The organism is Pseudonocardia yunnanensis, assembly GCF_039534065.1.
Lineage (GTDB): Bacteria > Actinomycetota > Actinomycetes > Mycobacteriales > Pseudonocardiaceae > Pseudonocardia > Pseudonocardia yunnanensis.
On sequence record NZ_BAAAUS010000024.1, the window covers coordinates 460650 to 486193 of the forward strand.

Genomic DNA, 25544 nt, shown 5'->3' on the forward strand with positions numbered 1-25544 from the left:
CGGCACTTCGGAGCCCCACTGCTGCCACCCGACTACGGTGGTCCTGTGCGGTTCCTTCTGCGGCCTGGGTGGATGGCCTTCGTTCTGGTGGTCATCGGGTTCGCGGTCGCCTGCTACACGCTGCTGGCCCCATGGCAATTCGGCCGCGAGGCCCAGCGCGACGCCGAGCAGCAGGCCATCGACGCCTCTTACCACACGCCGCCCGTCCCGCTCGCCCAGCTCACGTCCGCAGGCGCGGGCGTCACTCCCGCACTGGAGTGGCGGCAGGCCACGGTGTCGGGCACCTACGTCCCCGACGCCGAGGCGCTCGTGCGGCTGCGTGTGGTGGACGGCAAGCCCGCGTTCGAGGTACTCACCCCGTTCCGCACCGACGACGGGCGGCTCATCACCGTGGACCGGGGGTACGTCTCCACGCCCAGCGGTTCGCAGGTGCCGGGCTTCGCCGCCGCCCCGTCCGGGCCCGTCACGCTCACCGGCCGGCTCCGCGTGAACGAGAGCGACCCTCAGAACCGGCCCGTGTCCGTCCTCGACGGGCACCGCCAGCTCTACGCCGCCGACTCCCGCGCACTCGCCGCCGCGACGAACCTGAACCTGGAGCCCGGCTACCTGCAGCTCTCGGCTGACCAACCCGGAGTGCTCGGCCCGCTGCCCATCACGGTCAGCGCAAGCGGGGCCCCCTTCACGAACTTCTCCTACGCCCTGCAGTGGCTCACGTTCGGCGCGATCGCCATCTTCGCGATGGCATACTTCGTGCGACTGGAGCTGCTGCAGCGCCGGGGCAAGGACCGCCGGGCCGAGCGCACCGCCCTGCGCCAGGCCCTCGCCGGTGACGACGACGAGTCCGACCCCCACGACCGGCCCGCGCCGGACGAGACCCCGCTCGCCGACCGCTCCGGCCGCCAATAGGTCAGAGCACCTGTGCCGGGCTGATCGCGTCAGAGCCGTCCGGATCGGAGGTCGGTGACCGCGACCCTCGCGGCCAGCCCGATCGCGGCGTCGGCGCGCGGGAGCATCGCGTCGGCACGCGCGGCGTGGGTGAACACGGCCACCGCGACGGGACGTTCCCCGTCGAACTGCACCACGCCGACCTCGTTGCGGATGGCGCCGAGGGTGCCGGTCTTCCCCGCCACCCGAACCCCCGCGTAAGGGAACCCCGAGCGCAGCCGATGCGGCCAGATCTGCGCGCCGAGCACCTCGCGGGCGAAGCGGCACTGCTCCTCCGAGGCAGCGCGGCCGGACCAGATCGCATCCAGCAGCGTGGTCATCTCGCGCGCCGTGGTGGCGCTGCCGTACACGGGGTCGTAGGCCCTCACCTCGGGTGCGACGTCGTGGCTGGCCAGGGCCTCGAACGCGGCTGCGGTGTCGGCGGACGCCGTGTCGGCCACCAGCGTGCGGTGTACCTCCGCGGTGCCGCTGCGCACGCGGGTGCGGGTGAGTCCGAGGTCGGCCATCGCCCGGTGCAGCTGATCGAGCCCGACGCGTTCCAGCAGAACGTCGGCGGCGGCGTTGTCCGACACAGCGACCATCGACAACGCCACGTCACGCCAGGACATGGTCACGTCGTCGCGCAGGATCGACAGTCCGGTCGGGCCCACCGTGCGTTCCGTCGGGACGATCGTGACCCTCTCGCGCGGGTCGATCGTGCCCGCGTCGACCTCCCGGCAGAAGGCGATGAGCAGCGGGAGCTTGTAGACCGACGCCATCACCACCGGTTCGTCCGGTCCGAGTCCGACCTCGCGACCCACCGAACCGCCGAGCGCGACCGCGTGCAGCCAGCCGCGCACGCCGGCGTCGGCGAAGATCCGCCGGATCTCGTGGTCGCGCTCGTTCACCCCGCGACTCCTCCCCCGAGCGCAGCGAGCACGGCGTCGTGTGTGGCCGGGGCGGTGTCGGCGCCTCGCCACACGACGCGCAGGCGCAGCGGCAACGGATCACCGGCAACCGGCCTGCGCACGACGCCCGGGGCGGCGAGGTCGGGATCGGCCGTGACGGCGAACGCCCGGCCCATGGCGACGAGGACCAGCGCGGCCCGGTCGTCCGCGGCAGGAATCGCCGGGGCCGCGAGCCCACGTTGCTCGAGCGTGTCGAGGAACAGATCGTGCGCCGCGGTCCCGTGGGGTCGTGGTGGCGCGGCCACGCCCAGGCCGCGCAACGACCGGAGCACCACCGGCTCCCCGGTGCGTGCCGCGGGATGATCGGCGGGAATCAGCAGCGCGGTGTCGAGACGGACCACCGGCCCGCTACGCAACGCACCCAGCAACGCCGGGTGGACGACGACGGCGAGATCGAGCTGGCCCGCCGTGACAGCGTCGACCAATTCGCTCGTCGAGGCGGTGGTCATCTCCACGGGGCCACCGGCGCGCTCCTGGCACGCGGTGGCCACGGCGGCCATGACCCGCGGGCTGAGCTGCGGCACCGTGCCGACGCGCAGCGACGTGGCAGCGGCTCCGTACGTGCCGGCCACCCGTCGCAGATCCTCCGCGCCCTGCAGGAGAGCGCGGGCGCGCGGCAGCAGGTCGCGCCCAGCGGCGTTGAGTCTGACCCCACGGGAGCTGCGCTCCAGCAACACCACACCGAGGCTGCGCTCGAGCCGTTGCAGGCCTTGCGAGATCGGGGGCTGGGCCATACCCAGCCGGCCTGCCGCACGTCCGAAGTGTTCCTCTTCCGCGATCGTGACGAAGAACTCCAGGTGCCGGAGGAGATCCACGGGCCGGACACTAACAGCATCGATATCAGACTCATATCGGGAAGGCTGTTGATTGCTATTTGCGCTATCGGCCGCGCCCGGATTGTCTGAGCAGGTGACCAGAGACAGGAGCCGTCGGCGGAGCCTTGCCGTAGCGGCGATAACGCTAGCGCTGATGGTGACGGTCGCGTCGTGTTCGCTGCTGGGGACCTCCGGTCCCCGCACGGCAGCCGAGAACTTCATCAGTGCGCTCGCCCGGGGCGATACAGCGGCGGCCGCCGCCACCACCGACGACCCACCGGCCGCCACCACGCTGGTCAACGCAGTGTTCGACGGACTGGAGCATCCGCGGCTGATCACCGGCTTGGAAGAGGTGAACGACGAGAAGTTCTCCTACCGCGCCACCTGGGACTTCGGCAACGGGCACGTCTGGTCCTACCTCGCGCACGGCACCCTCCGGCAAGCAGACGACGGCTGGAAGGTCCACTGGGCGCCGTCTGTCCTGCACGACGCGCTGCAGCCCGGTGACGGGCTGGAACTCCAGACCTTGCCCGCCACGCCCGGGCGCGACCTCGACCGAGGCGGGGCCCCACTCATCCAGCCCGGGACGGTGACGCTGGTGCGAGTGGACCCCACCCGCACCACTGATCTGGACCGCACCCTCAGCGCCGTCGCGCCCGTCCTCGCCCGGATCGATCCGAGCGTGACGCGGGCATCGCTGCGCAGCGCCACGGAAGGCGCCACCGGCCCGGTCACGCTGATCACCCTGCGCGAAGACGACGCCGCCCGCGTCGAACCGGCATTGCGTGACGTTCCCGGGGTCACGCTCTCCGAGCAACAGCGCCGCCTCACCGAACGCGGAGTGTCCTCACCGGCCCTGACCGAACTGGCGAAGGACCAGGACACAGCCGGGGCGGGCTGGCAGGTCGTCGTGGTCGACACCGAGGGCACCGTCCGCACCCGCCTCGCCGGACAGGACCCCGCACCGCCCAAGGACGTGACGCTCACCCTCGACCTCCACGCCCAGACCGCCGCGCAGGACGCGCTCCGCAGGCTCGACGAGCCGGCCGCGCTCGTCGCGCTACGCCCGTCCACCGGGGAGATCCTCGCCGTCGCGCAGAACTCGGCCGCCGACGCGCAGGGCCCGATCGCCCTCACCGGCGTCTTCCCGCCCGGGTCGACGTTCAAGGTCGTGACCGCGACGGCCGCACTGGATGCGGGCGCCGTCACCCCCGACACCGTGCTCGCCTGCCCCGGCACGGAGAACATCCAGGGCCGCCAGATCCCCAACGACGACGGGTTCGACCTCGGCTCGGTGCCGCTGCACACGGCGTTCGCGCACTCCTGCAACACCACCTTCGCCCGCATCGGCGTCGGCCTCGACCCCACCGCGCTGCGCCGGACCGCGGCGCGTCTCGGCCTCGGAACGGACTGGGACATCCCCGGGATCACCACCGTCACCGGCACCGTCCCGGACGCAACGACGCCCGCGGAGCAGGTCGAGAACTCCATCGGCCAGGGCCGCGTCGTCGCCAGCCCGTTCGGGATGGCCATGGTCGCCGCCACCGTGGCACACGGTCGCACTCCGACCCCGACGCTGATCCAGGGCCGGCCCGGGACCCTCACCGGCGACGGCGGCGAGCAGGCGCCGCTGCCCGACCAGCTGCGGACCGAGCTCTCCACGATGATGCGGGAGGTCGTCACCGACGGCTCGGCCTCGCAACTCGCCGACCTGCCCGACGTGACCGGCAAGACCGGCACCGCCCAGTTCGGCGACGGAACCCGTTCGCACGGCTGGTTCATCGGCACCCGGGGCGACCTGGCCTTCGCCGTGCTCGTTGTGGGCGGCGAGACCTCGCGGCCGGCCGTCGACGCCGCAGGGCGCTTCCTCGAGGCCACGCCCAACCCCTAGTCGGAGCACATAGGAGTACGACCATGCACAACTCCACGCTAGGCAGGCGCGCGGTCCTGGGAGCCGCACTGCTGCTGCCGCTGATGGCCTGCGGCCGAGCACCCAGCCCACCGGCCGCGTCACCCCCGGCGCCTGCGCCCGGACCGGCGGCATCCGACCGGCTCGCCGAACTCGAGACCCGCTTCGACGCGCGGCTCGGGCTCTACGCCGTGCACACCGGCACCGGTCGAGAGCTCGCCCACCGCGCCGACGAGCGGTTCCCCCTCTGCTCGACGTTCAAGGTGCTCGCCGTCGCCGCGATGCTCGCCAAGACCCCGCCCGAGCACCTGCAGACCCGGATCCGCTACGGCGCGAGCGAGGTCGTGGAGAACTCCCCGGTCACCGAGGGCCACGTCGCCGACGGACTCACCGTCGCCGAACTCTGCGACGCCGCGATCCGCTACAGCGACAACACGGCAGGCAACCTGCTGCTCGACGACATCGGCGGGCCCGGCGCTGTCACCGACTACGCACGCCTCCTCGGCGACGGCGTGACCCGCCTGGACCGCCGCGAGACGGAGCTCAACAGCGCGATCCCCGGGGACGACCGGGACACCACCAGCCCCCGCGCCATCGCAGGCAACCTGCGCGACCTCGTCCTCGGCGATCGGCTCGACCCCGCCGACCGCGCCCTCCTGACCGACTGGCTCGTCCGCAACACCACCGGCGGCGCCCGCATCCGCGCCGGCCTGCCGCCCGACTGGCGGGTGGCCGACAAGACCGGCTCCGGCAGCTACGGAACCGCCAACGACATCGCCGTCGCCTGGCCTCCTGGGGGCGCCCCGATCGTCCTCGCGGTCCTGTCCACCCGGGACGGCCGCGAGGAACAGGCCGACAACGCCCTGATCGCCCAGGCCGCGGCCATCACGGCAGCCGAACTCCGCTGACACCTCGCACCGGCCCCCCGGCCATCAATGCCGGTTGGGGATGCGCATCCATGACCATAGGTTGGGGACGGGCAGCCGCCTGTCGTGCGATCGCCAGGCCCCAAGTACCGATCACAACCCGACCGCGGCCTACCCGCCTGGCCGGGGCGGCCCCCGGCGAACCAACTCATGATCACCAATTGGGGACGCGCAGCCGCCTATCGCGCGGTCGCCGGTCCCCAACTGGCGATCACGAACCTGGCAGAAAGTCACCCGCAAGCCGTCAACGGTGATCATCGGCAGGAGGCTGATCAAAGCCTGGCAGCCGCCGAGGCCGACCCGGCCGCCCAGTTGGTGATCACCGATTGGGGACACTCATCCGCCTGTGACGCGGTTGGCCGTCCCGAAATGCCGATCAAGACCTGCCGGCCAGGGCGACGACACGGCCGGCCCGCCCATGATCACCGATTAGGGACGCGCAGCCGTCTGTGGCGCGGTTGTCCGTCCCCAACCGCTGATCATGGTGTGGCAGACAGGTTCAGCCCGGCCGGCCGTCAGTGGTGATCGACGGTGCCAACGATCGGCGGCCGGTCAGCGCGTCCGTGCCGCCGCCACGCCGGCGGCCAGTACGGCTGCGAACCCGGCGGACGCCCACCCGACCAGCCGGGACAGGCGTGCGGCGCGGCGCAGGTCCGCAGGTGCGGGTGGGTGGCCGGAGCCCAGGCGGGGGCGTTCCTCCACCCCGTGCCGGTAGACGGTGCGCCCCCCGAGCCCGACGCCGAGCGCTCCGGCCGCAGCCGCCTCGACGGGGCCCGCGTTCGGGCTGGGGTGGGCGCCGGCGTCCCGGCGCCATGCCGCCAGCGCCTGCCGGGGTGAGCCGCCGACTGCAGGGGCGAGCGCCGCGAACAGCAGTGCCGCCACTCGGGCGGGCAGGAGGTTGACCAGGTCGTCGAGCCGGGCGGATGCCCAGCCGAACCGGAGGTAGCGGGCCGATCGGTAGCCGACCATCGCGTCGAGGGTGTTCACGGCGCGGTAGCCGAGGAGGCCGGGCAGGCCGGCCACCGCGCCCCACAGCAGTGGGGCCACCACCGCGTCGGAGGTGTTCTCGGCCATCGACTCGGTGCCGGCCCTGGCCATTCCCCAGGCGTCGAGTGCCGCGGGGTCGCGTCCGCAGAGGGACGGGAGCCGGGAGCGCGCGGCTTCGAGGTCGCCGTCGGTGAGCTCAACGGCGAGTGCCGTGCCGTGGCGGGCGAGTGACGCGCCACCGAGCACGGCCCAGGTGGCTGCGGCGGTGAGCGCCACCTCGGCGAGCGGACGGCCGGCCACCGCACGCCGGGCGATCATTCCCACACCGGCGGCCGCCCCCACGAGGACGACCACGTACCCGGTACCGGCCCCCCTGCTGTCGGCGTAACAACGCCGTTCGAGCGCGAGGGCGAGCGCCCCGAAGCCGGCCACCGGATGTCCGCGCCGAGGGTCGCCGAATAGAGCGTCGGCCGCCGTGCCCAGAAGCAGCCCGGCCGGCCGCGCCCACCCGTTCGCCCTCACACCGGGGACGGTACGGCGGCGCGTCTTACCCGCCGCCGACCGCCTGACCGAGGCGCAGGCCGTACAGCCGCTCGGCCTCGGTGGCGATCCGGTGCAGGGTGCACGGCCAGCGCGAGCCCGACCCACTGGATGTGCGGCAGGCGGCGCACCGGCCCATACGGTCGGCGACGTGTGCGGCCAGCAGCCGTCGCCACACCTCGGGCATGCCGGCCATCACCTCCGCCAATGACCCGCTCTCCGGCGTGCGTGGTTGCGTCACGACCGGTCCAACATGCCCGATCGGAAAGGACGTTTCGATTTTGAAAGGACGTCGGCGAGCGGCGGATGAGTTGCGGTCAGCGCCACCCCTCCGGAGCAGGACGTCACGACCCGACGACCGACGGTCACCATTCACCGTTCACCGCAGGAGACCGGATGCACGAGTACAGGGCCGAAAGAGTGGGTACGGCGTCGTCCCGTCACCATCCGGAGCAGCCTCAGAGAACGAACTCGCCGCTCGGCGGCCCGTCGGTCTCGCGCTCCGAGTTGTGCAGCTCGGTCTCCCGCCCGCGCAGCTCGACCCGCCGGATCTTGCCCGAGATGGTCTTGGGCAGCGGGGCGAACTCCAGTCGCCGAACCCACTTGTACGGAGCGAGGTTGGCGCGCGCGAACTCCAGGATCGAACGCGCCGTCTCCTCCGTCGGCTCGTGCCCCGCGGCGAGCACCACGTACGCCTTCGGGACGGCGAGGCGCAGCGCGTCCGGCGACGGCACGACGGCGGCCTCGGCGACCGCCGGGTGCTCGATGAGCACGCTCTCCAGCTCGAACGGACTGATGCGGTAGTCCGACGCCTTGAACACGTCGTCCGAGCGGCCGACGTAGGTGATGTAGCCGTCGGCGTCGCGGGAGCCGACGTCGCCGGTGTGGTAGTACCCGCCCGCCATCGCCTCGGCGTTGCGCTCGGGATCTCCCGCGTAGCCGACCATCAGCCCGAGCGGGCGCTGCGAGAGATCGATGCAGATCTCCCCCTCCTCGGCGGGCTCCCCGGTGGCCGGGTCGACCAGCACGATCGGGAAGCCAGGGATGGGTCGGCCCATCGATCCGGGCTTGACCCGCTGCCCCGGCGGGTTGCCGATCTGCACCGAGCTCTCGGTCTGTCCGAAGCCGTCGCGGATCTGCACTCCCCAGGCCTTGTCGACCTGCTCGATCACCTCGGGGTTGAGCGGCTCCCCCGCACCGACGACCTTCGCCGGTGGGTTCGCGAGCCCGGAGAGGTCGGCCTGGATGAGCATGCGCCACACCGTGGGCGGGGCGCAGAAGCTGGTGACGCCGCAGCGGTCGAGCACCCCGAGCACCGAGGAGGCGTCGAAGCGGGCGTAGTTCATGACGAGCACGCAGGACTCGGCGATCCAGGGCGCGAAGACATTGCTCCACGCGTGCTTGGCCCAGCCCGGCGAGGAGATGTTGAGGTGGACGTCGCCCGGCTGCAGGCCGATCCAGTACATGGTCGACAGGTGCCCCACCGGGTAGGAGGCGTGGGTGTGCTCCACGAGCTTCGGCTTGGCGGTGGTGCCGGAGGTGAAGTAGAGCAGGAGTGTGTCCGAGCCGCGGGTGACGCCGTCAGGGACGAAGGCTGTGGAAGCGGCGTCCGTGTCGGCGTAGTCCAGCCAGCCCTCGGGCGCTCCCCGCACGGCGATGCGGGTGTAGTCGCCCGCGACGCCCTCGAACTTCCCGGCGTCGGCCCCGCCGACCACCACGTGCCTGGCACCGCCGCGGTCGAGCCGGTCGCGCAGGTCGGACGCGGTGAGCAGCGTCGTGGCGGGGATGACCACCGCGCCGAGCTTCATCGCGGCGAGCAGTGTCTCCCACAGCTCGACCTGGTTGCCGAGCATGAGGATGATCCGATCGCCGCGCGCGACACCGTGCTCACGGAGCCAGTTGGCCACCTGGTTGGACCTGGCGGAGAGCTCCGCAAACGTCCAGTGCGCCTCGCTCCCGTCCTGCTCGACGATCCACAGCGCGCGGGCGGCGCCCTGCTCGGGGTCGGCCCCGACGGCGTCGAAGTGGTCGAGCGCCCAGTTGAACTCGTCGATCTCGGGCCAGCGGAAGTCACGGTAGGCCGTGTCGTAGTCCTCGCGATGGGCTACGAGGAACTCGCGCGCCGCGTAGAAAGCTTCTGCCGACCGATTCATGACCTCACCTCGGGTTTGTCGCTCTGCTGATCGCACCCTAGTGAGGGCACAGGCCCGGCGGCACGGGTCGGCACACCCCCGCTCCGCGAGCCGCCCGCCCGCTGCCGCGAGTCGTCCCCGGCGTGACCACGGGCAGCCCGCCGTGCCCGATGGCCATGATCACCGAACGGGGACTCGGAGCATCCCATGACACGGTTACCGGGCCCCAACCGCTGATCAAGACCTTCCTCGACCAGCCAGGCCCGTCCATGATCACCGATTGGGGACGCGCAGGCGCGTGTCACGCAGCAGCCGGTCCCCAAATGCCGATCAGGAAACGGCAGCCAGCCCGCCCCCACCATTGGTCGGGCGGTGATCATCCGACGAAGGCCCAGAGCCGCGTGCGACGCGGCCATCGGTCCTGACTGCTGATCACGACTTGCCGGCCCGGCCACGCCGCCGGCGGTCGCCGATCGGGAAGGCGCAGCCGCGGGTGGAACCGGCCGCAGGCCACGTGATCAAGAGCCGGCGGCACAGGCCTACCGCCCAGGGCGTCCTGGCCGGCTCAGCCGCCGCGCTCACGATCACCGAGCGGGGGCACGCCGCCGCATGTGGCCCGGCTGCTGGTCCCGAACCGCCGATCACCACCCGGCAACCAAGGTCGCCTCGACCAGCTCCGGCCATGATCACCGGTTTGGGCCGCGCAGCCGCCTGTAGTGCGGTTATTCGTCCCGAACCGCCGATCACGGCCCGACGGCCAAGATCGGCCCGGCCGGCCCCCGGCCGTGATCACCGGTAGCCGTCCGCGGCCGAGTTGCTCGTCCCGAACCGCCGACCACAACCCGACAGACGACGTCGACCCGACCAGCCGCCAGCGGTGATCAGCGGCCGGGAACCCACCGCCGTCGGTGGTCCGGCTGGTCGTCCCGAACCGCCGACCACGACCCGGCAGCCCACTCGACCCGCGAGTCGCCCCTCCACGCCCGGCGGTTCGGGTGATCGTCGGGCCCCACGGAGATCCATTTCGGCACCCCGGTGAGGTGAGATCGTCCGATCCCCCGGACGTGCCGATCTGATCGGGCCCCCACAGCGTGTCGGACGGAATACCGTTTACGACGTGTTCGATCTCCCGCGGAGTGGCCGCGCAGTCGCGGTCGCTTTTCTCGCCGCCCTGCTGCTCGCAGGCTGCGGTGGCGGTGGTCTGCCGACCGGCGCGGGACCCACCGCGCCGCCCGTGCAGCCGCCGGCCCCGCAAACGGCGCCGCAGACGGCGCAGGAGGAGACGACCACGCCGGCACCGGCCGGATCAGCAGCAGAGCTCCCCTGGCCCGCGGCTGGTGCCGCTGAGGCCGCCGCGCTCCAGGCGGCGGTCGACAACGGTTCCCAGCCCTGGTTGCTCGATCCGGCGGAGGTGGCGGTGTCCTACGCCTCAGCGGCGTACGGCTGGACCGACGCCGAGGCTCAACCTGGACCGGACGGCATCGTCGAAGTGCGCAGACCGGGCGGGCAGCGCCTCGCCCTCACGGTGGCGCAACCCGGCCGGACCGGCAAAAGCGGGATCTGGGTGGTCACAACAGAGCACGACAGGTGACCACATAGCCCGCGGGGAACGCGGGCGCCGAACGGCGCAGGCAACACGCCGGAAAACCACCACAACGGTCGTGACTATCAGTCACAACCCGTACACCCGGACGCCCTTGACTCACTTGTTCGGGTGAAGAGCTGCCGCACGTGCAGCGTTACGGGCCTGACCGTCGATCTCCTCAACAGACGCCGCCGCATGAGCGACGGCCCCGATCGCCAGGGGGCGACCAGCATGACCACCGACTCGGTCCAGCAGGACATGTTCACAGTGCTGCACGGGCAACCAGCTCCGGTCGTGACGCGATGGACCTACACCGCGTCCGACCCGTTCGCGATCTCTCTCGCCGTCGCGACCAGGAACGATCGATGGATCGAGTGGCTGGTGGCCCGCGATCTCGTGATCGACTCGATCACCGGTCCGGTCGGTGAGGGCGACATCCGGATGTCGCCGCACGAGGTGCAGGGCTACGACATCGTGGAGATCGAGATCCGCTCCGCCGAGGGTCGCGCCGTGCTGGAGGTCGACCGCGACCTGCTGCGCCACTTCATCGAGTCGACGATCGACATCGTGGCGCTTGGTGACGAGATCAACCGAATGGACCTCGACGAGGAGATCGCGAAGATCACGCAGCTGCGCTGAGTAGGCGCGGTCCGCTCGGCCCAAGACACGCCACCGCGTGGATCAGTCCGACCCGTCGCCCCGCGGGCAGGAACAGCACGATGAACACCACCACCGGGAGGATCTGAGCGGGCGGCACCAGGTGCCACCCTCAGATCGCGCAGCACCCGCTCCCCGGTGCTCGGCGGCAGCGCGCCGCCCATCGCAGATCAGAGAAAGCGCAGAAGACCGAGGTCGTTCCGTTCCCCATCGCGAACGCCGGTCCGCGCATTCGAACTCACGGCAGACCCGTAACCGGCCCGGCATCCTCGCGTCCCGAGGCGGGCGCGGCCGCACCGCCGGTTTCCCGGTCGGCGTCGAGCCCGGCCGCCGGATCCCGGTCGGCTGCGTCGCGAGGCAGTGCGGGATCCGCTCCCCATCCGAACAGATCGCCTCCGGCTCCGGCGCCTCCGCGCAGGGGCTCGGCCCCTTCGGCCACCGGTATCGCGCCGGGGTCGAAGATCTCGCCCGCCGCGCTGACGTCCCGTGCGGCCTCCACCCGCGCTTGCCCGGCGAGCGGGTCGTCGCCGAGAGCCGCGTCGAGCTCCGGGTCGTCCAGTGCAGGCGACATCGCGAGCGACGGCTCGTTGTCGAGCGGGGCATCCGGGGCGTCGGTCTCGTGCACCGCGGCCTCCTCGGCGGAAGCGGCGCCGCCGTCGATCCCGACGTCCACAGCGTCCAGGGCGTCGGACGTCTCGAGTGCGGCGCCCTCCCCCTCCATCACCAGCCTGCCGGCACGGTCGGGGTCGATCTCCTCGTCGCCCCGCTCGCGGCGGAGCCGCTCGTCGAGCGTCTCGCCCTCCCGCATCTCGCGGGCGGTCACGCCGTCCTCGTCGAGCGCGTACGGCCGGTCCGGCGGCACATAGCCCGCGTCGAGCGCGTCGCGGTCGCCGGGAGGTCCCCCGAGGTACTCATCGTTCTCCAACTGCACGGATGCGCCTAGATCCGGGGCCTCGGGCTGCTCCTCGTAGTCTCGCTGAGCCATTGCCCCGGTTACCCGGGTGCCCTGGACCCCACACCGGATGTTCACTCCCGTCGCGCCCGATGTGTTCTCATCAGCTGCACGTGCAGGAGGAGGACCCATGACGCCGTATCCAGCAGGGGGCGCCGGAGTGAGCAGCGCGGCCCGGCCTGCGCCGGCGACCGGCCGCTCGCGCGACTCGGCCGCCACGCGGAAAGCCCTGGCCGACGCGGGGCGCGCCCTCTTCGCCACGGTCGGCTACGACGCCACGACGGTCCGCGCGATCGCCGACCGTGCCGGGGTGAACCAGTCGCTGCTGTTCCGCTACTTCGGCAGCAAGGAGGGGCTGTTCTCCGCCGCCGTCCTGGACAAGGCGACGGAGCTGCTCGCCGAGGTCCCGCGGGACGCCCTGCTGGAACGCACGCTGGCGGCGGTGCTGGACGACGAGCACGGCGGTCGCAATGCCGAGACGCTGATGGCGGTGCTGCGGGCCGCGGGGAGCTCCCGGGTGGCCGAGGACATCCGGATCCGGCTGTGCGCGGCCTACTCCACGGCGTTCGCGTCGCTGGTCGACACCGACGACCCGGCCGACGCCGAGGTGCGTGCCGACCTGCTGCTGGCGTGGCTGCTCGGGATCGCCCTCAACCGGTCCGTGCTGCGCGCGGGTCCACTCCACGACCCGCAGGTGGTCAGGGATCACGTGATGCGGGCCGCCACCACCCTGCTCGGTCCGCGCCGAACACCCTGAGCCGGCCCTTCCTTGCTAGCGTCGGGGTAAGCGGACGCTTGCATCGGAGAATTCCATGGTTCGGACATATCCCTTCAGCGAGCCCGACCGGCTCGAACTCGACCCCATCTACCAGGACCTGCTTCGCGACGAGCCGGTCTCCCGGGTGGCGTTGCCCTACGGCGGGGAGGCCTGGCTCGCCGTCCGGCACGCCGACGTCCGCACCGTGCTGGGCGACCCCCGCTTCAGCCGCGCCGCCGTCGTCGGACAGGACGTCCCGCGCGTGCGGCCGGAGATCGACCACCAGGTCAACTCGATCCTCAACATGGACCCTCCCGACCACACGCGCCTGCGCAAGCTCGTGGCCAGGGCGTTCACCACGCGTCGGGTGGAAGCGCTGCGGCCCCGCGCGGCCGAGCTCACCACGGAGCTGCTCGCGGGAATGCGCGCTGCCGGCCCCGGAGCCGACCTCGTCGAGCACGTGTCCGTGCCGCTGCCGGTCACGATCATCTGCGAACTGCTGGGCGTTCCCGTCGAGGACCGGCCCATCTTCCGCACCGCCTCCGACGCCGCCCTGTCGACGTCCGGGATGACGCCGCAGGAGCGGGTCGCGGCCACCGAGAAGCTCGCCGCGTACATGGCGGGGCTGGTGGCGCAGCGCCGCGCCACCCCGACCGACGACCTGCTCGGCGCACTCGTCACCGCACGGGACGAGGGCGACCGGCTGACCGAGGGCGAGCTGATCGGCCTCGGCATCGGCATCCTCATCGCCGGTCACGAGACCACGATGAACCAGATCGGCAACATGACCTACACGCTGCTCACCCGCCCCGACAGGGGCGCTGCGCTGCGGGGCGACCACGAGGCGATCGTGACGGCCGTGGAGGAGCTGCTGCGGTACACACCGCTCGGGGCGTCCGCAGGGTTCCCGCGGATCGCGAAAGAGGACGTCGAGCTCTCGGGTGTGACAGTGCGCGCGGGTGAGGCCGTGGTGGTGTCGATCCACGCCGCCAACCGCGACCCCGAGATGTTCGACGACGCCGAGGCGCTGGTGCTGGGCCGGGCACCGAACCGCCACATCGGTTTCGGCTACGGCGCCCACCACTGTCTCGGTGCGCAGTTGGCCCGCATGGAACTGCAGGAGGCGCTCGGGAGCCTGCTGCGCGAGTTCCCGGACCTGCGCCTCGCCGTGGCACCCGAGGACGTGCAGTGGCGCAAGGGCGCGTTCGTCCGCGGCCCGCACACGCTGCCGCTGGCCTGGGGCAACGCGGAGTAGCAGCCTTCACGCTGCGCCGGTGTGCGCACGCCACCACGATTCATGGGTGTCCAGAAGCTTTCGCGTGGGGTACGTGACCTCACCTGCTCCGCTCTACTACGAGCGGTTCGCCCCGACCGGCGACGGCGACCGCCCCGTCATGGTGCTGGTCCACGGCGGCTGTCTGAGCGGCGCGTGTTATCTGGGCACGCCGGACGGGCGTCCGGGCTGGGCTGACGACTTCGCCGGCCAGGGCTACGACGTCGTGGTCCCCGACTGGCCAGGGATCGGCAGGAGCGGGAGCGTCTCCGGGCACGCGCTGTCCGGCGATCTGGTCTGCGCGGCGCTGGGCGCTCTCCTGGAACAGGTGGGGCGTCCGGTCGTCCTGCTCGTCCACTCGATGGCCGGTCCCTTCGGCTACCGGCTCGTGGAGACCCACGGGAACTTCATCGAGGCGCTGGTGGCGGTCGCGCCGGGGCCACCGGGCAACATCCAGCCGGAACCCGTCGTGGTGGCCGAGACGGACTCGGAGATCGAGCTCGCCGGGCCGCTCGCCCGCCGGCGGTTCCCTAAGAGCGGCAGCTACATCGCCACCGAGCAGTTCGTCCAGGAGAAGCTGATCGGGCGGGAGTCCACGCGGTTTCCCCGCCACGCCGTGGACGTCTTCCGGGCCGGGCTGCTCCCGCTTCCGGCTCCGCTCATGCTGCAACGGCAGAACCTCCGGGGCGGGCAGCTTCGTGTGGAGCGAGCGGACAACTTCGCGGGGCTGCCGATACTGGTCGTCACCGGGAGCGCCGACCTGGAGCACCCGCGGGACGAGGACGGCACCACTGCCAGGTGGCTCGCCGGGCTGGGCGCGGACGTCGAGTACCGCTTCCTCGCCGACGACGGGATCATCGGTAACGGCCACATGCTGATGCTCGAGGACAACAGCCGCGAGATCGCCCTCTCGATCGCCGGTTGGCTGGAGAGGACGGCGATCCCGTCGTCGACCGCACGGGGCTGACGCCGCCCGTCACCCATCGGCGGGGACGGGCAACCGTCGCGTACGCACCTGCACACCCCCGCGGGCCCGGCCGCCGGTGCCGGCCGCCAGGCGCAGGCAGGTCTCGACCCACAGGTTCAGCTGGATCTCCTTGGCCAGCCTCAGCCTGCTGTAGAGCAGATGCGAGAGCCGGTCGCCCGATCGCGCCCATGCCTCGATCGCGATGACCAGCGTGTCTTTCTTCGGACGGCATCGGAACTCGATCTGACCTGCCTCCAGGTGCCCGCGCAGGGTGGCCAGCCGGAACGAGGTGTCCGTCCGGTCGACCACCCGTACCGGCCCGTCCCATGGCCCCGGCATCCGGATCAGGAACTCGTCGCCGATGCTCATGGTGCCTGGCTCTCCCCGCGTCTTCACGAACACCGCCACCTCGCGGGGAGCGGCACTGTTCGGGTCGCCTGCGAGCGCGGCGATCACCTCCGCGGGGTGCTGCAGCGCCCCCTCGACGCGGACCGAGTAGCGCCGGTGGAACATCGGACCGACACCGTCCTCGACGGGTTGCAGGTCGTCGTCGACCAACTCGGGCGGCACCGACGGGGGACGGTCGTGGTCGTCACCCTCGCTGTCGGAGCGGTGGATCGGGGTGGTGCGCCACATGTATTGCCAGGCCACCAACGCCAACCCGATCGGCCAGCGGAGCACGATCGCGGTCCGGTGGGCGAGGCTGCCGGGTGCAGGGCGCGAGCGGCGGAGTAGGAGCACGACACCTCGGGTACCCGATTCCCGTGATCCCCACTGGTCCTGCGCTCCGCCGTGCCGCCCTGTCGCTGTACGGCGCGTCGTTCGGCTCGATCGGGTTGTGCATCGGGCTGTGGCTGCGCGCCAAGACCGTGGACCAGGACGAGCGGGGCAACGCGGAGCGGCGTGCGCTGTTCGTCGGGCTGTGGCCTCCGATGTTCTGGCTGATCGGCGACGCCGTGCACCGCGCAGGCCACCGGCGCTGACCACCGTGCAGGACCTCGCGGCCACGGTGGGCGAGCTACGCGGGCGTCCGGTCAACTATGACGAGCAACAGGCTCCCCCGTTCGTCGTCGACGGCTGGCACCAGGACCGGCGGGTGGTGGTGCTCGGCCGGGAGGCACCCGGCGAGCCGGAACCGGGCGGAGTGGTCGAGCAGGCCGGAGCCCTCGTCGACGCCTACGAGTTCAGCGACCCCGACATCCTGCGGGCGGCGTTCCGTTGGCCAGGTGACCTCGTCGGCCGCGACATGCTGCTGGAGGCCCGGTTCCTCCTGCTGCGCTTCGTGATCGGGGTGCGCATCACCGCGGCGCACGACGAGGTGCGCGAGGGCGCCGACGGGCCCGAGCGGGTGATCGGCTGGTCCTACCAGACCCTGCATGGCCATCTGGAACAGGGCCGGCTGACCTACGAGGTGGCGAAGAATCTGGCCACGGGCACCGTAGAGTTCCGGATCATCGCCTACTCCCGGCAGGCGCCCATCCCGAACCCGGTGGTCAGAACGGGGTTCCGGCTCTTCGGGCGGCACACGCAGCTGCGCTTCTACCAGCACGCGCTGGTCCGGCTGCACCGGCTGATGCAGGCGCCACCCTGCCCGCCTGCGCCCGGCCCGGACGGGATCGTCCGTGCACCGAGCGGGGTAGGGGCGGGCCGCTTCGAGAAGTGGACGCTGCCGTTCGCGCACCCGGGCCGCTGACCCGGCATGCGGGGTCAACCACATGGGCGAACCCCTGACCAGCGGGTTTGCCGGGAGCCGACACGGGTCATCCGCCGGTTGTGCAGCCTTTCGACCAGATCGACCGTCTCGAACGCGCCGAGGCGCTGGACCGGCCGGCCGCGGCGGTCCGGCCTGTGGTGCAGCGGCTGCTGCGCGATCGGCGGGTGAAGGACGCGCTGCACGGCGTCTGGCTGGGCCACCCCCTGCACCCGGCATTGGTGCATCTCACGCTCGGGTCGTTGTTGTCCGCGTCGTTGATCGACCTGGTCGGCGGGAACCGCCGCTACTCCACCGGTCTCATCGCCACCGGCCTGCTCCTGACGCCGCCCACCGCCGCCGCGGGATGGGCCGACTGGTCAGCGGCCCACCCCGACCAGCAGCGCGTCGGGCTCGTACACGCCTCGACGAACGCGCTGGCGGTGAGCTGCTACGCCGCGGCGCTGTGGAAGCGGGCCCGGGGGCGCCGCGGAGGACGGCTGCTGTCGCTGGCCGGAGCCGCCGTCAGCAGTGTGGGCGCCGCCCTCGGCGGCCACCTCTCCTACCACCTCGCCCTCGGGGCCAACCACGCCGACCGCGTGAGTGACCTGGCGCCGCAGGGCTGGCAACCGCTGGGTGCGCTGGCCGAGGTGCCCGAGGGCACGCCGGTGCGGCGAACGGCGGGGGAAGTGCCGGTCTTCGTGTTGCGACGCGGCGAGCAGGTGAGTGTGCTGGCCGATCGCTGCCCCCACCTGGCGGGCCCGCTCTCGGGCGGCGAGGTGGTGGGTACGGACGGCGACACCCGCGTGGTGTGCCCGTGGCACGGGAGCGAGTTCCGGCTCGACGACGGCCATGTCGTGCACGGCCCGGCTACCGCACCCGTGCCCCGCTTCGAGGCGCGGGTGGTGAGCGGGACGCTGGAGGCCCGGATCGCCCCGACGGGCTGACCGTCGCGGCGTCAGCGCTCGATGTGGACCTGCACCGACCGCCCGTCCGGCGACAGCCAGCCCTTCTTCTCCGCATAGGCCGTCATGCCCGCCCACTGGTCCGCCCAGTCGGGAGCGGTCGCAACCAGCTGCGCCGTGGAGCGCAGCACGGCGAGATCCAGCCAGGCGTTGTCGGCGTCGATCAGCTCGCCGACGCCCGTGGTCGTCAGCGCGGCCCGGAGACCGTCGGCGTCGAGGTCGGTCTGCAGGTGCAGGCGGCCGAGGTCGTCGGCGTCCTGCACGACGGCGCCTTCGGCCGCCAGTCGGACGATCACTCCGCCATCCTGCCTGGTGGGCGCGGCAACGGCCAACCCGGGCCGAACGTCTCGGTCGCGAGAGCGCCGACGGTCAACTCCCGGCGGAGCGGTCCGGCGCCCGGAAGAGGAAGCCGGCCGAGTCCGAACCGGACACCCCGTGGATGCGGTAGGCGATTCCCGCCGCCTCGACGAGCGCCACGTCCTCGGCGCGCACCCCGCGACCGGTGAACCGCTCGACCGCGACGAGACCCTTCTCCACCCGGTCGTGGTAGTCCTCGAGCTCGAGCCCGGCCAGCGCCGCGAGAACGGCGGGATCGCCGGGAGGCGCGGGCGGGGGTGGCTCGAACGAGGCCAGCAACTCGCCGTCGCGGGCGAAGGACAGGCTCGTGAGCGCGTTGACGTTCCAGTACATGCTCGCCGCGGAGCCGTGCGCCGATGCCCGCCGGAGCACCGGCCCCTGCGCCCCCTGCCAGCCGTTGTACTCCAGCGCGAGAACCGCGCCGTCGATCGGCAGTACGGCGACCCAGGGGTCGATGCCGGCTTGCCCGAACAGCTCGGCCAGCGGCACCGGCTGCGCCGGATCGGCGCCGAACGCGGCCAGTACCTGCTCCTGTTGTGCCCCGGTGACGACCATTACCGTGCCCGCCGGGCCGAGACCGGTGCCGCGCACCCAGCGGTAGGCGACCTCGGGCCGGGCGACGACCGGCGGCTCCGGCTCGCCCCGCAGCCGGTGGCCGAGCCGGTCGGTGGCCTTGTGCACCACCTCCCCGGCGAGCGGCGCGGGCCAGACGACGATCTCGTAGCGCTCGCCGCCGTCGCCGTGCTCGTCGCGGCCACGGGCCGAGACGCGGGCCCGCACGGGTCCGGGCCACGGCGGGGTCTGCCCCAGCAGGTGTGACGGCGCCGGGGCGGCCGGGCCCAGCAGCGAGGCGGCCCCCTCCTCCGCCGTGTAGCTGATGTCGACGACCTCCTGCCACGAGGCCAGGTCCACCACCGTGGGTTCCTCCGACAGCACCCGCAGCCACACCGGCACCGCGGCGCTGCTCACGCCCGTACGCAGCACGATCCCACCGGGAACCGCCTGGACCAGCCCGTTCGCCGGCTCCCCTGCAGCGGCTGGGAAGGCGCCCTCGACCATGGCGAACCGGTGCTCGAGCACGGGAACGTCGCCCGCCGAGAACCGCGGGATGACGTACTCGGCCCGCAGCCGCTCGCGCAGCGCCGCCGCGTACGCGACGGGCATCGGACGCGAAAGCAGCACCCGCGTTGCCGCGTCCAGTGCCACCCCGACCACCACAGGTGGCTCCGCCCCGAGGATCGGGGGCGCAGCCGCCCGGAGCACCGCCAGCGCCGTGACGACGGCGAGCGCGAGATGAATACCGCCGTGGGCGGCGGCCACGTCCTGCTCGGCGCCAGGAGGGACCTCCAACAGCGGGGCGATGCGCTCGTGCTCCGCGAGCGCGCCCACGAGACCGGCGACGAGCTCGCGCAGTCCGGGTGCGATCTGGTCGAGGAGCGTGACGGCCGAGTAGGCCTCGCTGTCACCACTCGCCGACATGCCGGCGACGGCACCCCTGCCCTGCGACACCCGGGCACGCGCGGGGCCGCGCAGCGCGTCGGGAATGTCGAGCGCCACGTCGGGGACGGTGAGCTCCAGCGCCCCGAGAAGCCGCTCCGCGAGCAGATGGTCCACCCCGGACCGGCGTGCCTGAGCAGGGCGGAGCGGGTCGGCCGGGGCGGCGGGCGCCGCCAGCCTGCCGAGGAGCGCCACGGGCGTGGCCGGGATGCGGCCTGCCACCATGGGCAGTGCGCTGAGCACGATCTCCACCAGCGCGTCGGCGACGCCGTCGGGTGGCTCGGGCACGGTGGCCTCCGCGCCCGGCGCACCGACAGGCCACGCGGCCGCCACCGGCGCGCGCATCGGCTCGGCGGCCCGAGCCACCGGTAGTCGTGATGGTTCCGGTCGATCCACAGCAGACCCGCCCCTTGGTCGTGGAGCCGCCATTCTCAACGATCACGCGCATCGCCGATCACCCGGTCCGGTGAATGGTCGGCGCGCTCGGCGGGCACTCCTGCGGTATGACGGACCGTCCGCACGGAATCGATCCCCAGGAGCTCGCCGACGACGACCTCCGCCGCGAGTTGGCCCACATACACGAGACCCGGCACGAGACGCTGCTCCGCGGCAGCGAGTCGGCACTCGAGGCTCACACCCAGCGGATGTTCGCCCTCGAGCGGGAGTTCCTGCGCCGCTTCCCCGAGGAGAGCGCCCCCGACCCGCAGCGCACCCGGGCCGGCAGCCGCGAGCACGCAGGGCAGCCGGTGCCCGGGCGCGACATCACCGGATCGCCGGGCTGAGCGCCCCAGGAAAACACCCGGAATCCGCTCAGGCCGCCTCGGGCCGCCCGCACCCGACCGCCTGCTGCACCACACGGACGGGCGGGCGGGGCTTGCGCAGCACGAGGAACGCGATCGACCCGAGGCCCGTCACCACCGCGAGCGCGACGAACGCCCCCGGGTAGCCGGCAGGCCCGTCGGCGAGCGCGGTGACGAGCAGCGGTCCCACCACCAACCCGAGCGAGACGAAGCCCATCGACCAGCCCATGATCGTGCCGAACGAACCGATCCCGAAGTAGTCGGTGCGAAGGGCCGTCATCGTCGGCCCGCGCAACCCCCACGCGACCCCGTGGACGATCGCCGCGGCCACGACGAGCCCGATGCCGGACACCATGGCGAGTGCGATCAGCACGCCGGTCTGCACCATCATGCAGATCGCCGCGTACCAGCGTTTGTCGACCCGGTCGCCGATGAACCCGGTGACGATCTGGCCGAGCAGTTGCGCCACCGACATCACCGCGACGGTGAGGCCCGCGATCGCGAGCGGTATCCCGTGGTGATGGGTCATCAGCGGCACGAGGTGCAGGTTCACCGCGCTGACCGCCACGAGTGCGGATCCGTGCCCCACGATGAGCAGCCAGAACGCGCCGGTGTGCAGCGCGCTGCGCAGGTCGTGGTCGCCGCTCGCGGCCCGGTCCTCGGACGCGGCCACGGCCGTCGGGCCGTCGACCACCGCCGGTTCGGAGGCCGTCGCGGCGCCCACGACCGGTCGCGGAGCCCTGTCGGTGGGCAGGACGACACCGGCCGCCAGGCCGACCACGAAGATCACCACGGCCACGCCCATGAACGTGGCGCGCCAGCCGAAGCTGTCGAGTGCCCAGGTCACGAGCGGGACCGCCAGACCGCCGAGCGCCACCCCGGTCGGCAACAGCCCCAGCGCGAGAGTGCGCCGCTCGGTCACCGACTGCACCACCGCGACGGTCAGCGGCATCATTCCGGCGGCGGAGCAACCCAGCGCGATCACGACGACCGCCCCGACGAAATGGGTCGCCTCACCGACGACGCTGGCCAGTGCGAACCCGACCGCTGTGGTGATCGTGCCGATCCGCGACACGGCCCTGGTGCCGAAGCGGTCGCAGCACCACCCGGTGATCGGCGAGATGAACCCGTTGCCCAGCTGAACGATCGCGTAGCCCAGCGCGATGACGCCTGCCGACCAGCCCGTCTCCGCGGTGATGGCCACCAGATAGGCGCCGAAGGCGCTCATGATCAGGCCGTTCTGCAGCGTGAGCAGCACCGAGCCGCCCGCCACCACCCACCAGCCGCTCCTCGTCCGCACCCGCGTCGACGGCGGGGTCATCGGGCGGTCGGCGCCGTGGCGTCCCGCTCCCCGCTCTGCTGCCGGTCGAACTGCGCGCGGGCCCAGCCCAGATCGGCCTTGCCGGTGTTGAGCCGCTGGACCTCGGGCACGACGGCGACCTGGCGCGGCTTCTTGTAGGAGGCCAGGCGCTCGGCGACGAACGCCGCGAGCTCGTCGGCGTCCGCGTGCGTGCCGCGCTCCAGGGAGACCACCGCGGCCACGGCGCTCCCCCAGCGGGGGTCGGGAACGCCGAGCACCACGACGTCGCGCACGGCGGGGTGGGCGTGCAGCACGAGCTCCACCTCGTCGGCGTACACCTTCTCCCCGCCCGTGTTGATCACGGAGCTGCCGCGCCCGAGCAGCCGCAGCCGCCCGTCCGCCTCGAGCACGGCCATGTCCCCCGGGATCGAGTAGCGGACGCCGTCGAGGTCGCGGAAGGCGGCAGCGGTCTGCTCCGGTGCGCCGGCATAGCCCGCCTCGGGCACGACCGGGGCGGCGAGCATGCCCACCTGGCCGGAGCCCGGCTGCACGTCGTTGTCGTCCTCGTCGAGCAGGCGCGCGCCGGCGGCGAGCACGAAGCTCGCGTCCTGCTCGTCGACGTTCTTCCGGGTGACCGAGGAGTGTGCGTACACCCCGCCCTCGGACGCCGCGATGGTGTCGAGCAGGGTCATGTCGGCGTAGGCGAGCAGTCTGCGCTTCACCCCGGGGCTCCACACCGCCCCGACACTGCGCATCTTGCGGAGGGAGGAGATGTCGGCCGGGCGGCCGGCGTCGCGCGCCGCGTCGAGCGCGTCGAGCAGCCGCAGCGCGAACGCGTCGCCGACGATGTGCAGCTCGGTGACGCGGTGCCGCGCGATCGCGGCCACGATGTCCTCCCCTGTGACGCTGCGGCCGGGCAACAGCACGACCGGTGCCCCGACGGCCAGCGCACCCAGCGCGCCGTACAGGCCGGTGCCGTGCATCAGCGGCGGGGCGATCAGGGCCACCGTGCCGCCCTTTCCGAACGGCTCGATGTCGAGCGCCTGGTGCAGCGCCTCGACTCCGTCTGCGGGGTTGAGGCCGAGTGCGGAGAACCCGCCCGAGCGCACGGACCGCAGCCGCTCGGCCTGGCTGCCCACCACGGCCTTCGGGTATCCGGTGGTGCCCCCGGTGAACAGCAGCCACTCGGTGTCGCCCCGCGGGCGCCGCGGGTGCCGCGGGGCGGCGGCGACATCGGCTCCGAAGCCGATGCCGTCCGCCGCGATCTCCACGAGCACGTCGCAGCCCGCCACGGGCTCCGCCGCCTCGGCGACGACCCCGGCAAGGTCGGCGTCGGAGACCGCGCCACGGGCGCCGGAGCTCGCCAGCAGGTGGCGGACCTCCTCGGCGCGGTAGCGGTAGTTGATGTTGATCGGCACGGCCATCAGCTTCAGCAGCGCGTGCAGTGCCACCAGGTACTCGGGCGAGTTGCGGGCGTTGATGCCGAACCGGTCGCCTGCCCGGATGCCCCGGGCATACAGGTGCCCAGCCAGTCGGTCGGCGAGCTCGTCGACCTGCCCCCAGGTGAGCTGCCGCTCTCCTGCGGCCACCGCCACACGGCCGGGCACGAGGTCGGCGATGTGCTCGAAGTGCGAGGCGATGTTGTCGGCGAGTGCTGTCGAGCTCACGAAGCGACCGGCCGCGGTCATCGCGGTTCCGTGGCCGGCTCGTGCTGCTCGGCCGCGACCTCCAGCCCGAACAGCCGGGCCGCGTTGTGCAGCATGATGCCCGGTTTCACGGTGTCGCGGATCTCGGTCTTCTCGAGGTCGGCGATCCACCGCTCCGGGGTGAAGAGCGGGAAGTCGGTGCCGAAGAGCATCTTCTTGCGCAGCAGTGTGTTGGCGTACTGCACGAGCTGGGGCGGGAAGTACTTCGGCGACCAGCCGGAGAGGTCGATGTACACCTGCGCCTTGTGCACGGCGATGGCCAGCGCCTCGTCCTGCCACGGGAACGAGGGGTGGGCCATCACGATCGGCATGTCCGGGAAGTCGACGGCCACGTCGTCGAGGAACATCGGGTTCGAGTACTTCAGGCGGACGCCCCCACCCCCGCGGGTGCCCGACCCCACGCCGTTCTGCCCGGTGTGGAACAGCGCCGGAAGCCCGTGCTCGGCCAGCACCTCGTAGATCGGGAAGGCCACCGGGTCGTTCGGGTAGAACTCCTGGACGCTCGGGTGGAACTTGAAGCCGCGGAACCCGTACTGCTCGATCAGCCGCCGGGCGATCTTGGCCCCTCCCTTCCCGCGCAGCGGGTGCACGCTCGCGAACGGGATGATCACGTCGGAGTGCTCGGCCGCGAGTTCGCCGATCTCCTCGTTGGTCGGGGCGTGCTCGGCGACCTCGCCGAGCGAGTCGATCGTGAACGTCACCGCGGCCATCCGGCGCTCGCGGTAGAACGCCGCGAGCCCGTTTAGGTCCATGCCGAGCACGTCGGACTTGAAGTGGCTCTTCATCTCCGCCATGCGCGCGCTGCCCTCCTCCGACTGCGCGGCGCGGGTGGAGAAGTGCACGTGGGTGTGCATGTCGATGGCGACGAGATCGGTCGGCTCGAGCCGCTGCTGCTCGTTCATCGGGTGGCCTCCGCTGGCACGTCGGGGGTGTAGGGCTGCAGGTGGGGCGCAAGCTGCTCCGGGAAGACCTCGGCGATCGACTCGGCCGTCCATCCGCCCTCGCGCGAGACCTGGGCCGCGACGGTGGGGTGCGTCCACACGGTGATCCGGTCGCCGCCGATTCCCAGCGCCTGTCCGGTGACGCCCGCGGCGGCGTCCGACAGCAGGTAGACGAGCAGCGGGGCCACGTCCTCCGCCGTGCCCACGCCGGCCTCGCGGAGCCGGGACGGCACGGGGTCGCCCGCCTCCACGGCCGCCACGGCCTCGGCGAACGCGGGAATGGTGGCGACCATCCGCGTGAGCGCCACCGGGACCAGCGCGTTCACGGTGACGTCGTGGCGGGCGGCCTCGGCTGCGAGCGTTCTCGCCATCCCGACGATGCCGGCCTTGGCGGCTGAGTAGTTGGTCTGCCCGAAGCTCGCCCGCTGGCCCGCGGGTGAGCCGATGAGGACCAGCCTGCCGCCCCCGCCCTGCTCGCGGAACCGGGCCAGCGCAGCCCGTGCGCAGGTGAAGGTGCCGCGCAGGTGGGTCTCGAGCACGAGGTCGAAGTCCTCATCGGACATCTTGCCGACCGTCCGGTCGCGTAGCAGGCCGGCGTTGGTGACCATCGCGTCCAGCCGTCCGAAGTGCTCCACGGCAGCGGCGACGAGCGCATCGGCCGTGGCCGTCGGACCGACCGGCGCGACGACCGGGACGGCCCGGCCGCCCGCCGCGGCGATCTCCGCGACCACAACGGCGGCGGCGTCGGCGTCCACGTCGTTCACGACCACCGCGGCGCCGGCGGCCGCGACCGCTCGTGCGTAGGCCCGGCCGAGACCGCGGCCGGAGCCGGTCACCACCACGACCCGTCCCGCCAGCACCGGATCCCCTGCCGGATCTCCCGTCACGAACCTTCC

General features: G+C 72.4%; 25 protein-coding genes. 12 read left to right on the forward strand and 13 right to left on the reverse strand.

Annotated elements, in window-relative coordinates; all coding sequences use genetic code 11:
* Positions 1-45: 45 nt before the first annotated feature.
* Positions 46-906 (forward strand): SURF1 family cytochrome oxidase biogenesis protein, encoded by an 861-nt coding sequence (locus tag ABD743_RS23800; protein WP_465270066.1) that lies wholly within the window; start codon positions 46-48, stop codon positions 904-906.
* A gap of 29 nt (positions 907-935) precedes the next feature.
* Here ABD743_RS23800 and ABD743_RS23805 read toward each other — a convergent pair whose 3' ends face one another.
* Both ABD743_RS23805 and ABD743_RS23810 read right to left on the reverse strand, forming a co-directional pair.
* Entirely contained in the window at positions 936-1832 is an 897-nt protein-coding gene (locus ABD743_RS23805; RefSeq protein ID WP_344724367.1) for a serine hydrolase, read from the reverse strand.
* Positions 1829-2707, reverse strand: a complete 879-nt coding sequence (locus tag ABD743_RS23810; RefSeq protein WP_344724368.1) for a LysR family transcriptional regulator — start codon at positions 2705-2707, stop codon at positions 1829-1831. Before ABD743_RS23810 ends, ABD743_RS23805 begins: the two co-directional genes overlap by 4 nt.
* A gap of 154 nt (positions 2708-2861) precedes the next feature.
* On the opposite strand from ABD743_RS23810, the gene ABD743_RS23815 reads away from it, so the two are divergent.
* Positions 2862-4598, forward strand: a complete 1737-nt coding sequence (locus ABD743_RS23815; protein ID WP_344724369.1) for a penicillin-binding transpeptidase domain-containing protein — start codon at positions 2862-2864, stop codon at positions 4596-4598.
* A gap of 23 nt (positions 4599-4621) precedes the next feature.
* A complete protein-coding gene (gene bla, locus ABD743_RS23820; protein ID WP_344724370.1) occupies positions 4622-5524 on the forward strand; it encodes a class A beta-lactamase in 903 nt (300 codons plus the stop codon).
* A gap of 570 nt (positions 5525-6094) precedes the next feature.
* Here the strand turns inward: bla and ABD743_RS23825 are convergent.
* The 3 genes from ABD743_RS23825 to ABD743_RS23835 form a co-directional block, all read right to left on the reverse strand.
* Positions 6095-7051, reverse strand: coding sequence for a cobalamin biosynthesis protein (locus tag ABD743_RS23825; protein WP_344724371.1), 957 nt, complete (start codon positions 7049-7051; stop codon positions 6095-6097).
* Positions 7052-7076: 25 nt separating this feature from the next.
* Entirely contained in the window at positions 7077-7310 is a 234-nt protein-coding gene (locus ABD743_RS23830) for a hypothetical protein (protein ID WP_241039522.1), read from the reverse strand.
* Positions 7311-7527: 217 nt separating this feature from the next.
* Positions 7528-9222, reverse strand: coding sequence for an AMP-binding protein (locus ABD743_RS23835; protein WP_344724373.1), 1695 nt, complete (start codon positions 9220-9222; stop codon positions 7528-7530).
* A gap of 1096 nt (positions 9223-10318) precedes the next feature.
* Here ABD743_RS23835 and ABD743_RS23840 point away from each other — a divergent pair.
* Both ABD743_RS23840 and ABD743_RS23845 read left to right on the forward strand, forming a co-directional pair.
* Positions 10319-10792 (forward strand): hypothetical protein, encoded by a 474-nt coding sequence (locus ABD743_RS23840; RefSeq protein ID WP_344724374.1) that lies wholly within the window; start codon positions 10319-10321, stop codon positions 10790-10792.
* Between the two features lie 225 nt (positions 10793-11017).
* Positions 11018-11425 (forward strand): SsgA family sporulation/cell division regulator, encoded by a 408-nt coding sequence (locus ABD743_RS23845; protein ID WP_344724375.1) that lies wholly within the window; start codon positions 11018-11020, stop codon positions 11423-11425.
* Positions 11426-11681: 256 nt separating this feature from the next.
* Here the strand turns inward: ABD743_RS23845 and ABD743_RS23850 are convergent, their stop codons facing one another.
* Positions 11682-12428 carry a DUF5709 domain-containing protein gene (locus ABD743_RS23850; protein ID WP_344724376.1) on the reverse strand — a complete coding sequence of 249 codons (747 nt, stop codon included), beginning with the start codon at positions 12426-12428 and terminating at the stop codon, positions 11682-11684.
* A gap of 97 nt (positions 12429-12525) precedes the next feature.
* Between ABD743_RS23850 and ABD743_RS23855 the strand changes: the two genes are divergently transcribed.
* The 3 genes from ABD743_RS23855 (at position 12526) to ABD743_RS23865 (ending at position 15392) form a co-directional block, all read left to right on the forward strand.
* Positions 12526-13152, forward strand: coding sequence for a TetR/AcrR family transcriptional regulator (locus ABD743_RS23855; RefSeq protein WP_344724377.1), 627 nt, complete (start codon positions 12526-12528; stop codon positions 13150-13152).
* Positions 13153-13207: 55 nt separating this feature from the next.
* Positions 13208-14407, forward strand: coding sequence for a cytochrome P450 (locus tag ABD743_RS23860; RefSeq protein ID WP_344724378.1), 1200 nt, complete (start codon positions 13208-13210; stop codon positions 14405-14407).
* 73 nt (positions 14408-14480) lie between these two features.
* Positions 14481-15392, forward strand: coding sequence for an alpha/beta fold hydrolase (locus ABD743_RS23865; RefSeq protein WP_344724379.1), 912 nt, complete (start codon positions 14481-14483; stop codon positions 15390-15392).
* Between the two features lie 9 nt (positions 15393-15401).
* Here ABD743_RS23865 and ABD743_RS23870 read toward each other — a convergent pair whose 3' ends face one another.
* Complete coding sequence (locus ABD743_RS23870) at positions 15402-16133, reverse strand: DUF1990 family protein (protein WP_344724380.1); 732 nt, start codon at positions 16131-16133, stop codon at positions 15402-15404.
* A gap of 26 nt (positions 16134-16159) precedes the next feature.
* Between ABD743_RS23870 and ABD743_RS23875 the strand changes: the two genes are divergently transcribed.
* The 3 genes from ABD743_RS23875 to ABD743_RS23885 all read left to right on the forward strand — a co-directional run bounded on the left by ABD743_RS23875 (position 16160) and on the right by ABD743_RS23885 (position 18029).
* Positions 16160-16375 (forward strand): hypothetical protein, encoded by a 216-nt coding sequence (locus tag ABD743_RS23875; RefSeq protein ID WP_344724473.1) that lies wholly within the window; start codon positions 16160-16162, stop codon positions 16373-16375.
* A 5-nt stretch (positions 16376-16380) separates the two neighbouring features.
* Positions 16381-17085, forward strand: coding sequence for a DUF1990 family protein (locus ABD743_RS23880; RefSeq protein WP_344724381.1), 705 nt, complete (start codon positions 16381-16383; stop codon positions 17083-17085).
* Between the two features lie 80 nt (positions 17086-17165).
* Positions 17166-18029, forward strand: coding sequence for a Rieske (2Fe-2S) protein (locus tag ABD743_RS23885; RefSeq protein ID WP_344724382.1), 864 nt, complete (start codon positions 17166-17168; stop codon positions 18027-18029).
* Positions 18030-18040: 11 nt separating this feature from the next.
* Here ABD743_RS23885 and ABD743_RS23890 read toward each other — a convergent pair whose 3' ends face one another.
* Positions 18041-18343 carry a hypothetical protein gene (locus ABD743_RS23890; RefSeq protein ID WP_344724383.1) on the reverse strand — a complete coding sequence of 101 codons (303 nt, stop codon included), beginning with the start codon at positions 18341-18343 and terminating at the stop codon, positions 18041-18043.
* A gap of 73 nt (positions 18344-18416) precedes the next feature.
* The gene (locus ABD743_RS23895) at positions 18417-20267 is read right to left on the reverse strand and encodes a DUF6461 domain-containing protein (RefSeq protein ID WP_344724384.1); all 1851 of its coding nucleotides are present in this window, start codon (positions 20265-20267) and stop codon (positions 18417-18419) included.
* Between the two features lie 137 nt (positions 20268-20404).
* On the opposite strand from ABD743_RS23895, the gene ABD743_RS23900 reads away from it, so the two are divergent.
* A complete protein-coding gene (locus tag ABD743_RS23900) occupies positions 20405-20683 on the forward strand; it encodes a DUF6158 family protein (protein ID WP_344724385.1) in 279 nt (92 codons plus the stop codon).
* A gap of 28 nt (positions 20684-20711) precedes the next feature.
* Here the strand turns inward: ABD743_RS23900 and ABD743_RS23905 are convergent, their stop codons facing one another.
* From ABD743_RS23905 to ABD743_RS23920, 4 genes are read right to left on the reverse strand one after another with little or no spacing between them, the layout of a single operon-like run.
* Positions 20712-22001, reverse strand: coding sequence for an MFS transporter (locus tag ABD743_RS23905; protein ID WP_344724386.1), 1290 nt, complete (start codon positions 21999-22001; stop codon positions 20712-20714).
* A 17-nt stretch (positions 22002-22018) separates the two neighbouring features.
* A complete protein-coding gene (locus ABD743_RS23910) occupies positions 22019-23689 on the reverse strand; it encodes an AMP-binding protein (protein ID WP_344724387.1) in 1671 nt (556 codons plus the stop codon).
* On the reverse strand, positions 23686-24609 hold the full coding sequence (locus ABD743_RS23915) for an amidohydrolase family protein (protein WP_344724388.1): 924 nt from the start codon (positions 24607-24609) through the stop codon (positions 23686-23688). The genes ABD743_RS23910 and ABD743_RS23915 overlap by 4 nt, the downstream gene beginning before the upstream one ends.
* A complete protein-coding gene (locus tag ABD743_RS23920) occupies positions 24606-25508 on the reverse strand; it encodes an SDR family oxidoreductase (RefSeq protein ID WP_344724474.1) in 903 nt (300 codons plus the stop codon). Before ABD743_RS23920 ends, ABD743_RS23915 begins: the two co-directional genes overlap by 4 nt.
* Positions 25509-25544 lie beyond the last annotated feature (36 nt).

Excerpts from the sequence above, each read along its gene's own strand:
- ABD743_RS23815 (WP_344724369.1), top strand. The coding sequence starts at position 2,862 with ATGGTGACGGTCGCGTCGTGTTCGCTGCTGGGGACCTCCGGTCCCCGC.
- bla (WP_344724370.1), top strand. The coding sequence starts at position 4,622 with ATGCACAACTCCACGCTAGGCAGGCGCGCGGTCCTGGGAGCCGCACTG.
- ABD743_RS23835 (WP_344724373.1), bottom strand. The coding sequence starts at position 9,222 with ATGAATCGGTCGGCAGAAGCTTTCTACGCGGCGCGCGAGTTCCTCGTA.
- ABD743_RS23845 (WP_344724375.1), top strand. The coding sequence starts at position 11,018 with ATGACCACCGACTCGGTCCAGCAGGACATGTTCACAGTGCTGCACGGG.
- ABD743_RS23850 (WP_344724376.1), bottom strand. The coding sequence starts at position 12,428 with ATGGCTCAGCGAGACTACGAGGAGCAGCCCGAGGCCCCGGATCTAGGC.
- ABD743_RS23855 (WP_344724377.1), top strand. The coding sequence starts at position 12,526 with ATGACGCCGTATCCAGCAGGGGGCGCCGGAGTGAGCAGCGCGGCCCGG.
- ABD743_RS23860 (WP_344724378.1), top strand. The coding sequence starts at position 13,208 with ATGGTTCGGACATATCCCTTCAGCGAGCCCGACCGGCTCGAACTCGAC.
- ABD743_RS23900 (WP_344724385.1), top strand. The coding sequence starts at position 20,405 with ATGACGGACCGTCCGCACGGAATCGATCCCCAGGAGCTCGCCGACGAC.
- ABD743_RS23910 (WP_344724387.1), bottom strand. The coding sequence starts at position 23,689 with ATGACCGCGGCCGGTCGCTTCGTGAGCTCGACAGCACTCGCCGACAAC.
- ABD743_RS23915 (WP_344724388.1), bottom strand. The coding sequence starts at position 24,609 with ATGAACGAGCAGCAGCGGCTCGAGCCGACCGATCTCGTCGCCATCGAC.